The organism is Anabaena sp. UHCC 0399 (genome assembly GCF_034931465.1).
In the GTDB taxonomy this organism is placed as follows: Bacteria; Cyanobacteriota; Cyanobacteriia; order Cyanobacteriales; family Nostocaceae; genus Trichormus; species Trichormus minutissimus.
Genome location: NZ_JAYGGZ010000054.1, coordinates 18,798 through 31,831 on the forward strand (window position 1 = coordinate 18,798; position 13,034 = coordinate 31,831).

The 13,034-nt window shown below is 41.0% G+C and carries 13 protein-coding genes; 6 read left to right on the forward strand and 7 right to left on the reverse strand.

Going from position 1 to position 13,034, the window contains the following annotated elements; genetic code table 11:
- Window positions 1-19 precede the first annotated feature (19 nt).
- Window positions 20-757 (forward strand): 16S rRNA (guanine(527)-N(7))-methyltransferase RsmG, encoded by a 738-nt coding sequence (rsmG, locus tag VB693_RS23650; RefSeq protein ID WP_323268391.1) that lies wholly within the window; start codon window positions 20-22, stop codon window positions 755-757.
- 63 nt (window positions 758-820) lie between these two features.
- Here rsmG and VB693_RS23655 read toward each other — a convergent pair whose 3' ends face one another.
- The 3 genes from VB693_RS23655 to VB693_RS23665 form a co-directional block, all read right to left on the reverse strand.
- The gene (locus VB693_RS23655) at window positions 821-1,429 is read right to left on the reverse strand and encodes a Uma2 family endonuclease (RefSeq protein ID WP_323268392.1); all 609 of its coding nucleotides are present in this window, start codon (window positions 1,427-1,429) and stop codon (window positions 821-823) included.
- A gap of 128 nt (window positions 1,430-1,557) precedes the next feature.
- Window positions 1,558-2,688 carry an aldo/keto reductase gene (locus tag VB693_RS23660; RefSeq protein ID WP_323268393.1) on the reverse strand — a complete coding sequence of 377 codons (1,131 nt, stop codon included), beginning with the start codon at window positions 2,686-2,688 and terminating at the stop codon, window positions 1,558-1,560.
- Between the two features lie 247 nt (window positions 2,689-2,935).
- Window positions 2,936-3,433, reverse strand: a complete 498-nt coding sequence (locus tag VB693_RS23665; RefSeq protein WP_190707018.1) for a bifunctional nuclease family protein — start codon at window positions 3,431-3,433, stop codon at window positions 2,936-2,938.
- Window positions 3,434-3,771: 338 nt separating this feature from the next.
- Between VB693_RS23665 and VB693_RS23670 the strand changes: the two genes are divergently transcribed.
- Window positions 3,772-4,449, forward strand: a complete 678-nt coding sequence (locus VB693_RS23670) for a riboflavin synthase (protein WP_323268394.1) — start codon at window positions 3,772-3,774, stop codon at window positions 4,447-4,449.
- 80 nt (window positions 4,450-4,529) lie between these two features.
- Here VB693_RS23670 and VB693_RS23675 read toward each other — a convergent pair whose 3' ends face one another.
- Window positions 4,530-6,104, reverse strand: a complete 1,575-nt coding sequence (locus tag VB693_RS23675) for a peptidoglycan DD-metalloendopeptidase family protein (RefSeq protein WP_323268395.1) — start codon at window positions 6,102-6,104, stop codon at window positions 4,530-4,532.
- 100 nt (window positions 6,105-6,204) lie between these two features.
- Window positions 6,205-7,116, reverse strand: coding sequence for a biotin--[acetyl-CoA-carboxylase] ligase (locus tag VB693_RS23680; RefSeq protein ID WP_323268396.1), 912 nt, complete (start codon window positions 7,114-7,116; stop codon window positions 6,205-6,207).
- A 68-nt stretch (window positions 7,117-7,184) separates the two neighbouring features.
- Here VB693_RS23680 and pgeF point away from each other — a divergent pair, with 68 nt between their 5' ends.
- On the forward strand, window positions 7,185-7,958 hold the full coding sequence (pgeF, locus tag VB693_RS23685; protein ID WP_323268397.1) for a peptidoglycan editing factor PgeF: 774 nt from the start codon (window positions 7,185-7,187) through the stop codon (window positions 7,956-7,958).
- 161 nt (window positions 7,959-8,119) lie between these two features.
- On the opposite strand, the gene VB693_RS23690 is transcribed toward pgeF, so the two are convergent.
- Both VB693_RS23690 and VB693_RS23695 read right to left on the reverse strand, forming a co-directional pair.
- Complete coding sequence (locus tag VB693_RS23690; RefSeq protein ID WP_190707031.1) at window positions 8,120-8,815, reverse strand: potassium channel family protein; 696 nt, start codon at window positions 8,813-8,815, stop codon at window positions 8,120-8,122.
- A 177-nt stretch (window positions 8,816-8,992) separates the two neighbouring features.
- Entirely contained in the window at window positions 8,993-10,327 is a 1,335-nt protein-coding gene (locus VB693_RS23695; RefSeq protein WP_323268398.1) for a TrkH family potassium uptake protein, read from the reverse strand.
- 234 nt (window positions 10,328-10,561) lie between these two features.
- On the opposite strand from VB693_RS23695, the gene VB693_RS23700 reads away from it, so the two are divergent.
- The 3 genes from VB693_RS23700 to VB693_RS23710 all read left to right on the forward strand — a co-directional run bounded on the left by VB693_RS23700 (window position 10,562) and on the right by VB693_RS23710 (window position 12,956).
- Window positions 10,562-11,404 (forward strand): methyltransferase domain-containing protein, encoded by an 843-nt coding sequence (locus VB693_RS23700; RefSeq protein ID WP_323268399.1) that lies wholly within the window; start codon window positions 10,562-10,564, stop codon window positions 11,402-11,404.
- A gap of 123 nt (window positions 11,405-11,527) precedes the next feature.
- Window positions 11,528-12,484: a homogentisate phytyltransferase gene (locus VB693_RS23705; RefSeq protein WP_323268400.1), complete on the forward strand. Its 957-nt coding sequence runs from the start codon at window positions 11,528-11,530 to the stop codon at window positions 12,482-12,484.
- Window positions 12,485-12,488: 4 nt separating this feature from the next.
- On the forward strand, window positions 12,489-12,956 hold the full coding sequence (locus VB693_RS23710) for a tetratricopeptide repeat protein (RefSeq protein ID WP_323268401.1): 468 nt from the start codon (window positions 12,489-12,491) through the stop codon (window positions 12,954-12,956).
- Window positions 12,957-13,034: the final 78 nt, after the last annotated feature.

A 13,034-nucleotide genomic window follows, 5' to 3' on the forward strand; every position in this document is an offset into this window, starting at 1 on the left:
TTTTGAATTGATTCGACTAATGACTAACTCATTGCCAGAAATGGCAGAAATTTGGCAGCAAACTCTTAATTGGCAACCTACTGACGAACAGAACACGGGATTTCAGCAACTGTATGAATTAATCTTGGAAGGGAATCGTCAGTTAAATTTAACTCGCATTACCGAACCTCAAGAGTTTTGGGAAAAGCATCTTTGGGACTCTTTGCGGGGAATTGCACCACAGCAAAAATTTATCTCGTCTCTCGAAACGGGTGCATCTGTAATTGATATTGGTACAGGTGCTGGGTTTCCTGGTATTCCTGTAGCCATGATTGCACCTAATTCGACAATTACCTTGGCCGATTCTACCCGCAAAAAAATTACTTTTATAGACCAAATATTGAGCGAACTTGCTGTTACCAATGCTAAAACTCTTATTGCAAGGGCTGAAGAAATTGGTCAGCAAAGACAACATCGAAAACACTACGATATAGCATTAATCCGCGCTGTTGGTAATGCCTCAGTGTGTGCTGAATATACTCTCCCTTTACTCAAGGAAGGTGGTTTAGCAGTAATTTATCGTGGTACTTGGACGGAGGAAGAAACTACAACTTTACAAAATGCAGTCAATCAATTGGGTGGCGAAATCGAATCAATTGAAGAGTTTACGACACCTCTAACTAACAGTATTCGTCATTGCTTGTATCTACGCAAGGTAGCAGCTACACCAGCTAAGTTTCCCCGTGCTGTAGGTATACCTACTCAAAATCCACTTTAACAGAAAAATATTTGTACAAATAATCAGCGATGACTGACTTTCGGGCGCAGATAATTGCATTCCTCACTCCACATCAACACTCTCCCCCTGCGATTCCACAAGGTCAAACTTCACCTTGTTATATAAATCCTGTAAGCAAATTTCAAAGGGGATATTAACCAAAGATATTTTTTCATCTTCTGCGTCATACTCGCGTAAATTCCATTGCTTTTTACCCGTTTTAGAAAAATGTTCTATGTAGATTTGGGTTTGATCAATTAATACATATTCTTGGAAGGTAGAAATTGTCCGATAAATCTGAAACTTATATTCGCGGTCATAACCTTTGGTAGACTCAGATAAAACTTCAACTATTACCTGTGGGTTGAGAATCATATCTGTGCGGTTATGAAAAAATTCCGGTTCACCCGCCACAATCATGACATCTGGGTATGTGTAAATACGCCTTTGAGGTATCCATAAACGAACATCACCCATATAAACGCGATAGTTTTGCTTTCTGAATGCAAAATTCAACTCAGTGCTTAAATTAAGTGCTATTTGATTATGATTTACTGTTCCACCTGCCATTGGAATTATTTGCCCGTCAATATATTCACTTTTGTATTCAGCCGCTTCTTCTAGTGCTAAATATTCCTCTGGGGTGTAATATCGCTGTTGCGTTATTTGCATAATTTTATTAGGTAGCGACAGCCTCAAGAGATTTTAACAATCTTACTAAACACTTTAACTCAGTCGTTAGGCAAGATATGCTACTGCTCTATATTCTAAATTACGAATTACGTATTACGAATTACGAATTATCCCCAAAGTCTTCTACCAGATTTTCCTTTAAGTCGATCGTGCGTATCTGCTAATAAAGCAGGAATATCTAAGTTTTCTGGACAACGAGGTAAACAATCACCGCATTCTGTACAACGGTTGGCTTTCATTCCTGGAAACCAATGACCAGCGTTTTCAAACATACCATAACGATATTGCCCGTAATCTGTCATGTCATAGGCTACTGCTAGATTGTGTAACCGCAAAACTTCGGGAATATTAATATTTTCTGGACAGGGTAAACAATCATAGCATTGACTACATTTTTCAGTTTCTAAAATTTGGTTTTGATGATTTTCTAAATTTTGAAAAATTAACTTTTCGGCTGATGTTAGCTCACCATTACTATCAGCAACTTGTAACGGTTCGATTAATTCTTCTGGGTTAGCTGACCCTATACTCAGGGTAGTGATGCGGTTGTCACTTAATAAAAACCGATAGTTTAATTCTAAAGGTGAAAATGGCTGACACAAATCTTTGAGGGTTTGCGGTGGCGTGTATAGCCGTCCTCCCTTGTCTGCTGGAGAAATAATAAAAACGCCCATGTCCTTCTCAGTTGCTAACTGAATCGCTGGCGCGTTTCTTTGGAAAAAATAGTAATAATGCAGATTGACAAATTCAAATAAATCTGTATTTATTGCACCTTGAATTACTTCTAATGATCCGTGGGTGGAAAAGCCAACGTGTCTGACTCTACCGTCAGCGATCGCCTCCGCAACGGCTGTCATACAGCCACCTTGGGCTTGTACCAACTCCAGATGTTCCCAAGTATTTAAACCATGAATTCCTAAGCAATCTAGATAATCTAAGTTCAATCTAGTTAAGGATTCATCGATGCACCGCCGCATACTATCAGCATCAGCAGTGGGTGGAATTTTGGTAGTAATATACACTTGGGAACGGGTTACTGATAATCCAAGAGCGATCGCTGCACCCAGATACTCCTCACTTTTACCGTAACCTCTGGCTGTTTCTATATGATTAATTCCCATTTCTAAGGCTTTGGCTATGGTTCGCTGTGCGGTTTCAACATCAGCAAGATAGCGCATTGTACCTAGAGAAAAAACAGATAGATAGAGATTTGTTTTCCCAAAGCGTCGGTAGTGCATAAAGTTAAGTTCTCAGTTGAAAGTGCTGAGTTTTGGTAATTCGTAATTAGGAAATTAGATTTTGTTTGGGGTTCAGGTTTGTACTTGTAGCTATTTAGCACGCTGCTCACACCCCGCTAACAGCACTCAGCACAGGCTAAACGCCCCGCTACCGCTAACAGCACAGGCTAACGCCGCGCTACCGCTAACAGGACTCAGGACTCAGCACTCAGCACTCAGCACTCAACATTCAGCACTCAGCACTGATTTAACTTTCGTCATTACCAAATCGTTTAATTAAATCTTCAGGACGAAGGTTAGAAATAAATTCTCGAAAGGCTTCTTGTTCTGCTTCATCAGCATCCCGATCAACAGGAATAGAAGCATCAGCAATGACTTCTTCCATTACCCAAATTGGAGTATTTGTACGCAGTGCTACAGCGATCGCATCACTAGGACGCGCATCAATTTCTTTTTTAACTTCGCCTTGTTGAACAATTAATGCTGCATAAAATGTATCCTTCTGCAAAGAATGAATAATTACTTTTTCTAGAGTCATACTCCAGGTTTCTAGAATATTGACAATTAGGTCATGGGTTAAGGGTCGAGGAGGCTTTTGATTCTCCAATGCGCCCATAATTGCCCTAGCCTGTTCCTGACCAATATAAATTGGCAACGCCCGCCGATCTGAGGCATCTTTTAATAAGACTATTGGGCTACGGGTTATGGCATCTAATGCTATGCCAGCGACTTTCATTTCAATCATTGGCTAACCCTCTACACTCCTTTGAGTGCTTAATCGTTAAGTGATAAATCATACCCTCAAGCAGGTAACTAGGATCAGGAATAAACATAGGCATCGTTCTCTATAATTGCTTCTATTAAACTCCGAACTGGTTGTGAACACCAGAGTAAATTAAATGGGTCTTTGTAGACAATAACCTTCTTAACCAAGTATGACTTGTGAAGGATGCGATTGTGTTAATTACCTTATAATAAATACAGTCAGAAAATATACTCAAAATTTTCGACATTCTTGTGAGAATTACCAGTGGATTTTCGGACAAATTAGGCAATAAATAGAGTTAGTTTTGCAAAATAACAGTGTTTACAGGATTAATTCAAGCATTAGGAACAATCAAACCTTTAGAGGGTGATTCATGGCAAATTACTTGTGTGAGTCAGTCATCCTTAATTATGCAGGATCTGGCTTACGGTGACAGTGTTGCTGTAGACGGTGTTTGCCTAACAGTAGAAGAAATTTTGCTAAATGGATTTATCGCCTCAGCTTCCCCAGAAACTTTGCGCCGTACAACTCTAGGCTACGAACAGACACAACAAAGCTACGTTAACCTAGAAACTTCACTACGCGTTGGTGGTAAAGTGGGGGGTCATTTTGTTATGGGTCACGTAGACGGTGTAGGCCGCTTGCTAGATGCTCAACAGACTGCTAGTTCTTGGGAAATGACTTTCACTGCACCCGAAGCGATCGCTCGTTACATTGTCCCCAAGGGTAGTATCACTGTCAACGGCATTAGTCTGACGGTAGCTGCTTACGATCCCGAATTATCTCAGTTTAGCGTAGCGGTTATTCCTCTCACCTATGCTGACACCAATCTTCGCTATCTCGTTTCTGGCAGTTTGGTAAATTTAGAAGGCGATATTCTCGGCAAATACGTGGAAAAGTTGCTTCACCCTGGCAAAAAATCTCTCACAACCATAGATAATTCCAGTTTCAGTGAAGTTACACCCGCATTTTTAGCAGAACACGGGTATTTATAGGGATTGGGGATTGGGGATTGGGGATTGGGGATTGGGGAATAGGAAAAGTCTTGCTTAACTCCCCCTGCTCCCCCTGCTTTCTACTCCCTCTTCAACGCCTGTGCTGTTTGTACGCCTTGCAATAACTGGCTGAGGGCAACCTGTAATTGTACACCGGGGTCAACAGCCACCCATCCATTCTGTGTGAGGTGACGGACTTCAAAGTGGAGGTGGGGGCCTGTGGAGTTACCAGTGCTACCCACTCGCCCAATTACAGTTCCTGCTTCTACCCACTGTCCTGGTTGAACCAAGATTTCTGACATATGACCGTAGAGGGTTTGTTGTGCAGAACTGTGGTTGAGGACGACGGTTAAACCATAACCACCCAACCAATCAGCAGTGGATACTTGACCTCTAACAGTTGCCAAAATGGGTGTACCCAGAGGCGCACCTAAATCAGTACCAGCGTGGAAACGGCGATCGCCTGTAATGGGGTGAACTCGCCAGCCAAATAAAGATGTAATGGGCGATGCTACAGCTAAGGGATACATCATGCCACTACCACCACGGTAGGCTAATGTACCTGTGTAGGGAATTTGTGGCAATACTGATGCCAGGGGGATGTCATAAGCTACGCTGCTCACACGAGGAGCGATGTTCCCTTCTGCCATTGGTGGTGTTAGTGTACCACCACTCGGTGCAATGGGAGTAGCACTAACTCTAGTGGTGGCGAATTCGCTGGGGTTGGGAATAAATCGGTTAGCTTGAAAAGCCCCTTTATTGACGCTACCAGAATTCACCTGAGAACCACGCCATCTGCTTTGGCTGTTCGCATTAGCTAGGGGACGGACTGGAGATGTCGTAGCTAACTGAGCATTTTGACTTTTTCTCAGCCATGTGGGGGATGATTTACCACTGGAATTAGCTACAGATGGTGTTTGAGCGCACGCGCTACCAGCTACCCCTTGTCCAGAAGACAAAATCGTGCGACAACCACTAGAACGTTCTGTGAGAATTACAGAATTTGGTGCTTGATAAGTACCCGCAGTATTGGGGTTGTAATCTTGGGGGTCAATATAGGCGTTGTTATAATCCTGCTTGGGTTGCCGAACTGTAACGCTTTGATTCTTATCTGATTCGTTAGATGGCTGGGCAACTACTGGTTTTTTATTAGTTAATGATGGTTGAGCAACTGCTGGTTTCTTATCAGGTACGGAAAGTTTCGGGGTAGTTACTTCTAGTTTTGGTTTAACCTTTGAGTCTTGCTCTGGTGCAACTTGGGAAGTTTCCACTTGCGGTTGTGACTTTTTCACACTCAAAACTGGCTCAGTCGGCTCAATCTCAACTTTGGGTTTAGATTGTCTGACTGGTTTTGGTGATTGAGAAACTTCTGGTTTACGTAGTCTTTGTCTGAGTTGGGTTTGCCGTTCAGATAATTTTGGTTGGGGTTGAGATGCTGTTGGTACAACAACATCTTTTTTCACGAAATTTGTGGCTGCTGTCGGTTGGGAATTTTCAATAGTAGGAACGATGTTATCTATTGATTTTTCTGTTTGAGCAAACACCATACCGCCACTTAGGAGGCTAACGCTACTTAACCAACACAGACTTTGTGCTGGTAGAGTATGGGCTAAGTGTTTTTTTGGATTATGGGCAGATTTATTGCGCTGCGTCATTTTTTCTCTCAGTTGAGTTGTGTCTTCTTGGTCTAAAGAGATGATGCTAGTGGTTTGTCTTGCCCAAAGAGCGAAATTATGAACAAACCTAATATGAACCTCAAGACTTACGATAACCCAAACTAATCTTACCGGGTTCTAAATAAATTTCTGGTGTTTTCATATCATTTATGCGATCAGTCTCTAAGGATACTCGTAAACTCCCTTGAGGTGTTACGCCGACAACATTGCCTGCTAGATCGTTGACGTAAACGCGATCGCCCATGTTCACCAAAAATTCTAAATAGCGAGACAATAGTACACTTACTCCTTCTTGCAAAAGGCAAGCCATACCGGATTCTATTCCCAGTAAAACCTTACAGGTTAACATTTCCAGACAAGGGATTGGGGATTGGGAACTGGGGACTGGGGACTGGGGATAAGGGGCAATGGGGACTAGGGACTGGGAGACAGAATTTGTATAAGTATTCTCCCCCTGCTCCCTGCCCCCTGCTCCCCTGCTCTGTTGCCATGATTGTAAATTGATGCCTGTCTCTGGCACTGGATTTGACCAGTTAATGCCAACGCCAATCACAGCTTGTGTAATTTTGCCTTGGTTAACTTTGGTTTCTGTTAAAATGCCGCCTAATTTACGACCATCTAATACTAAATCATTCGGCCATTTAATCCCTACACTAATACCACATTGACGCAACTGATGAGCAATGCCCCAAGCAGTAGCTAAAGTTAGTTGGTAGCTGGCGTTAGCTGCTAAATTAGGGGCGATCGCCACAGAAAGATATAGTCCCCCTATTGGGGAAGTCCACTGTCGTCCCCATTGTCCCCTGCCTGCTGTTTGCTGTGTGGCAATAACTACAGTTCCTACACCTGCCCCTTGGTTGATTAATTCCCATAGGGTGCGGTTAGTGGAAGGAACACTGTCAAAAATGTGTAGAGAAAATGGTAAATCATCATACTCACGTCCTGCGGTGAGGGCGGTTAGTAATTTTTGCTGATCAAGTTCCACAGCCATTAAGCGAAATTCCGTTGTTCAAGTTAACATTGATTGGCGGATAAGTTTCTGTTTAGGTTGGGTTCAAGATGCACACTTGGCATTGGCATAATTGGGAGGGACTACCATACCTAACTTGTAGTCTCTTAAAAAATTGGCAGCACGGCTTTTTTACTCAGCAATTTTGGCCGCGATCGCCCCAGGAATTAACGCAGGTGCTGCACCCAGAAGCATCAGCATATCGCTTGAAACAGGTACATGGCAACACAGTTCTCACCCCCACGGAAGTAGAGAGCAATCTGGATGTAGAAGATGCCCTAGCTTTGGCAGATGGTTTAATGAGTGAAGTACCCTTACAAGCAATATGGGTAGCAAGTGCCGATTGCACACCTGTTTTGATTGGCGATGTGAAAACTGGACAGGTGGCAGCATTACACGCAGGTTGGCGGGGTACAGCCAAAAAAATTGTCCCCGAAGCGATCGCCCGGATGCAACACCAAGGTAGTCAGTTATCAAACTTACGGATTGCGATGGGGCCAGCCATTGCAGGCGAGGTTTACCAAGTTTCTGTGGAGGTAGCAGCAGAGGTTGGAAGCAGCATCATACCACATAATGACACCCACAAAATTGTTCATGGGTTACACGAGCTACCCCATTCACCATTATTAGCTGACCCCGAACCAGGAAGGGTAAGGCTAGATGTGCGACGAATCAATGCTTTGCAAATAGAAAATTTAGGTATTAGTGTAGAGCAAATAGCGATCGCACCTTATTGTACTTACCAAACTCCAGAGCATTTCTTTTCTTACCGACGTGAGCAACAAAAAAAAGTGCAGTGGTCAGGAATTGTTAGTGCGACTTGAAGCGAAGTTCCATGATTGGGGACTTCCAAACTTAAAAATATCCAAATATTTTAGGGTGTGTCATGCAAATAAAACCTGGAAATACCAAGAAATTATTTGTACGGCACACCCTAGCCCTTTTTGATACTTTTTTACCTGGGGACTGCACTCAACATTTTTGTTCAAATCGGCAAGCGATTAATATCTTTATTACAACCAATCACTACCATTGCTGAACCCCGTTCTAAACGCTTGTAAGGATCAGGATTAATTTGAAATTTGCCATCATGACTCACAGCTAACAAATTTAACCCATAACGGTTACGCAGTTGGAGTTCTGCAACAGTTTTACCGTGAAATTCATCAGGTACGATGACTTCAACAATACTGTTATCTGGGTCAAGGTCAAATCTGTCTAATATAGATGGTTTAGTAAGTGTACGTGCTAAAGCACAACCTGCTTCATATTCAGGAAAGACAACATGATCAGCACCTACCCGTTTTAACAACTTGTAGTGAACTTCACTAGAAGCCTTGGCTACTACGTGAGGTACACCACATTCTTTCACATTTAGAGTTGTGATAATACTTTCCTGAACATAGTTGCCAATAGCTACAATTACCGTATCAAATTCATATATGCCTGCTTCTTTCAGTGCAGCCGGCTCAGTAGAGTCTAATTGTAAAGCATGACCAACTATGTCTTCAGTCAATGCTGCCGATACGCGTTTTTCATCAATATCTGTTGCTAACACTTGGTAGCCTAATTTATGCAGTGTTGAACAAACAGAACGACCAAAACGACCTAACCCAATTATGGCGAATTGGTGGTTATCTCTACGTAAACTACGAAAAAAACCTAACGATGAAAGATTCACAATGTAATCCTTATGATCAATCCCTGTATTTAGGGCAAAAACGTTAGACTGACTTATTAAAAAGTTTTATTTTTTGCCTGTTCTTTTACATATTATCAGGAGTCAATAGTCATGAGCCATTCTCTTTCTTGTATTCTTTCTCGCCTTGTCTTCTTCCCCTACGTACCTCCTCCCTAACTAACCCACGAGTAAATTTTCTTCAGGATAGTGAATTCTGGTAGGTTTGGGATCACCTAATAGAGATGACATTAGCAATAAAACACCAACTCTTCCTACATACATTGTGATAATTAAAATTATTTTTGCTGCTGTGGAGACGCTGCTGGTAATGCCAGTAGAAAGTCCTACTGTAGCAAATGCTGATACTACTTCAAACAAAATTTGAATAAATTCTAGTTTGGGGTCTGTAAGAGCTATGATAATTGTGGACAAAATAACTGTAGAGACAGAACCGACTAAAACACCAACAGCTTTTAAGATTAAAGGAATTGCAATTTTACGCTCATACAATAATACTTCTTCTTTACCTTGAAGAATTGCTTTAGTGCAGCTAGTTAATACGCGTAATGTAGTGGTTTTGATACCGCCACCCGTCCCACTAGGACTAGCACCAATAAACATAAGTGCAATAGTAATAAATAACCCAGCAGTTGTCATTTTACCGATATCTATAGAGTTAAAGCCAGCAGTTCGAGTTGTAACTGATTGAAACCATGCTAATAATAAATGGTTGCTAATACTTTGTAAGCCAAAAGTATTGGGGTTTCTCATTTCTATACATAAAAATGCAACTGTCCCCAAAGCTAAAAGTATTAATGTTGTACTGGTAGCAACTTTAAAATCTAGAGAAAATACTAAGGTAGCCTTTTTTTTGACCAGGCGATCGCGCAACCATATATACATTTCTAAAATTACCTGATATCCAATCCCTCCAAAGATAATCAAAAAGGTAATCGTGAAGACGACTAACCAAGATGACTGATATTTTACTAAACTATCTTGAAATAAACTAAATCCGGCATTATTCCAAGCACTAATACTATGAAAAATTGCCAACCAAATACCTCGATTCCATCCATAATCAGTGACAAAAGTTGGTAGTAATAATAATATGCCTGTAATCTCAAAAATCAGCGTTGTGGCAATAATGGAGCGAATGACTTGCGTGCTACCACTCATCCCTGGACGGTCTAAAGCTTGTTGGATAGCAACTTTTTGGCGTAAATCAAACCTACGTCCAATCAGCAAAATCAGAAAAGTTGTAGTTGTCATGTAGCCCAATCCACCAATTTGAGCCAACATCAAAATAAACAACTGACCCCAAAAGGAAAAATAAGTACCAGTATCCACTACTGCTAAACCAGTAACACAAACTGCGGATGTTGATGTAAACAATGCCACTACAGGATCATTCCATGTACCATTACTGGTAGAAAACGGCATCATCAGTAAGATAGTTCCTACGGCGATGACAGCCAAAAACCCCAAACAAATTGTGCGAGAAACAGTCATAAACAATTCAAAATTCAAAATACCCTACGGGAAGGCAAGCCTACAAAATTGTGTAATCTGGTACTTACTGCTGTATCAAGTAAGACAGGAAATTAATCAATAAATTTTTCCTGGGAGAGTTGATAAACTTTAACCTCCCAGGAAACAAAAACTTTCTTATTTAATTAAAAACACACATGGTAGCCTACGAATATGTTTTTTTAAATTTAGCTTTGTCTTAACACTGCTTTTTTCATGAGTGCAACACTTTACCAGCGAATCCAGCAATTTTACGATGCGTCCTCTGGTCTGTGGGAACAGATTTGGGGCGAACATATGCACCACGGCTATTACGGTGTGAATGGGACTGAAAAAAAAGACCGTCGTCAAGCGCAAATAGATTTAATCGAAGAACTGTTGAGTTGGGCAGGGGTAGAGACAGCAGAAAATATTTTAGATGTAGGCTGTGGTATAGGTGGTAGTTCTCTCTACTTAGCAGAAAAGTTTCAGGCTCAGGCTACAGGCATTACTTTAAGTCCAGTACAAGCTGCTAGGGCGACAGAACGCGCCCAAGAAAAAGGGTTGAGTGCTAAAAGTCAGTTTCTTGTAGCAAATGCTCAAGCCATGCCTTTTGATGATAATACTTTTGACTTGGTATGGTCACTGGAAAGTGGTGAACATATGCCAGATAAAACCAAATTTATGCAAGAGTGCTACAGGGTGTTAAAACCTGGTGGTACATTCATTATGGTTACATGGTGTCATCGCCATACTGATGAATTGCCACTATCAGCAGATGAACAAAAACACTTGCAGGATATTTATCAAGTGTATTGTTTGCCCTATGTAATCTCTTTGCCTGAGTATGAAGCGATCGCACGTCAATTACCATTAAACAATATCCGCACTGCTGACTGGTCGCAGGCTGTTGCCCAATTTTGGAACATCGTTATAGATTCTGCGATTACTCCCCAAGCAATATTAGGATTATTGCGTGCTGGTTGGACTACCATTCAAGGTGCATTATCCCTGGGTTTGATGCGTCGCGGTTATGAGCGTGGGTTGATTAAGTTTGGGTTACTGTGTGGGAATAAGTAGGCTAGAGGTGACAGGTGACAGGTGAAAAATTCTCCCTTGTATCCCTGATCCCTACCCCTACTCCCCAAATTCTGTGACAATGGATGAACGTCCAGCCGCAATATCTACCTATCCAAGCTACTCATGACTCAGAGTTCTCAAAACAGTCCTTTGCAAAGTAAACAATTGCCGTCACCTTTCCAGTGGCTTTATGCTTTTTGGAAGTTTTCGCGCCCACACACAATTATTGGTACAAGTTTAAGTGTATTGGGTTTATATTTAGTCGCTGTGGCAATTAGTTCTACAGGTTTTGCTGTGACTCAAATCATGCCTGTTTTGGGTGCATGGATTGCTTGTTTATGTGGCAACGTTTATATTGTGGGGCTAAATCAACTAGAAGATGTTGATATTGACAAAATTAATAAGCCTCATCTCCCCCTAGCTTCAGGAGAATTTACCCGGAAACAAGGGCAAATAATCGTGATGATTATGGGGATTTTAGCTTTAGTTTTAGCATTACTAAATGGCCCTTATTTATTGGGTATGGTGGCTGTGAGTTTAGCAATTGGTACAGCTTATTCTTTGCCACCAATTCGTTTAAAACAATTTCCGTTTTGGGCAGCATTGTGTATTTTTTCCGTGCGGGGGACTATTGTTAACTTAGGGTTGTTCCTGCACTTTAATTGGGTACTACAGAAAAATCCATCAATTCCTTTGGCAGTATGGGTATTAACTTTATTTATTTTGGTATTTACCTTTGCGATCGCTATTTTTAAAGATATCCCTGATATGGAAGGCGATCGCCTCTACAATATCACCACTTTTACTATTCAATTAGGTTCACAGGCTGTATTTAATTTGGCACTTTGGGTAATCACAATTTGCTACTTAGGTATGGTGATAGTTGGAGTTCTACGTGTAGAGCCAATTAACCCAGCATTTTTAGTCATCACCCATTTAGTTGCATTATGTTGGATGTGGGTGAGGAGTTTAGCAGTAGACTTACAAGATAAAAAAGCGATCGCTCAATTCTATCAATTCATCTGGAAGCTATTTTTCTTAGAATATTTAATGTTCCCCATTGCCTGTCTTTTGGCGTAAAATCATGTTAGATAATTTGCAAATAAATGATATTTTGGCAATTATTGTAGTTGCTATTGGGGTTTTCTTGCTAATTTATTTTGCTGGCAAAACTTTAGTTACCGCTAATTTATTCCAACAAGGTATTAACTTTTCTCAACAAAAAGACTATCCAGGTGCAGAAACTGCTTTTCGGAAAGTGATTAATATCAACTCTACTAATGATGTCGTGCGGTTATTTTTGGGTGATGTTTTAAAAGCGCAGGACAAAATGGCAGAAGCTACAGAATTATATCAAGAAGTAATTCAACGTAGTCCTAAAAATCCTGAAGCTTATCTAAGACTAGCCAATATTTTGATGCAGCAAAATCAACAAGAAGAAGCAACAATTAATCTCAGAAAATCTCAAGAACTATTCCAAAAACAGCGTCAACCTCAAAAAGCTGCAAGAATTAGTCAAGTTTTAGATAAAATGGGTTCTAAATCAACTTAAGACCTCTTGCAAAAGTCCAAAAATGGGATGTGCCATTTTGAATGGAATGTAGAATCTTTGAGATGTTTCGCTTTGCTC

Coding starts and splice junctions, on each gene's coding strand:
- VB693_RS23705 (WP_323268400.1), top strand. CDS start 11,528: ATGACTCAGAGTTCTCAAAACAGTCCTTTGCAAAGTAAACAATTGCCG.
- VB693_RS23700 (WP_323268399.1), top strand. CDS start 10,562: ATGAGTGCAACACTTTACCAGCGAATCCAGCAATTTTACGATGCGTCC.
- VB693_RS23695 (WP_323268398.1), bottom strand. CDS start 10,327: ATGACTGTTTCTCGCACAATTTGTTTGGGGTTTTTGGCTGTCATCGCC.
- pgeF (WP_323268397.1), top strand. CDS start 7,185: ATGCACACTTGGCATTGGCATAATTGGGAGGGACTACCATACCTAACT.
- VB693_RS23710 (WP_323268401.1), top strand. CDS start 12,489: ATGTTAGATAATTTGCAAATAAATGATATTTTGGCAATTATTGTAGTT.
- VB693_RS23675 (WP_323268395.1), bottom strand. CDS start 6,104: ATGACGCAGCGCAATAAATCTGCCCATAATCCAAAAAAACACTTAGCC.
- VB693_RS23680 (WP_323268396.1), bottom strand. CDS start 7,116: ATGGCTGTGGAACTTGATCAGCAAAAATTACTAACCGCCCTCACCGCA.
- rsmG (WP_323268391.1), top strand. CDS start 20: ATGACTAACTCATTGCCAGAAATGGCAGAAATTTGGCAGCAAACTCTT.
- VB693_RS23665 (WP_190707018.1), bottom strand. CDS start 3,433: ATGATTGAAATGAAAGTCGCTGGCATAGCATTAGATGCCATAACCCGT.
- VB693_RS23660 (WP_323268393.1), bottom strand. CDS start 2,688: ATGCACTACCGACGCTTTGGGAAAACAAATCTCTATCTATCTGTTTTT.
- VB693_RS23655 (WP_323268392.1), bottom strand. CDS start 1,429: ATGCAAATAACGCAACAGCGATATTACACCCCAGAGGAATATTTAGCA.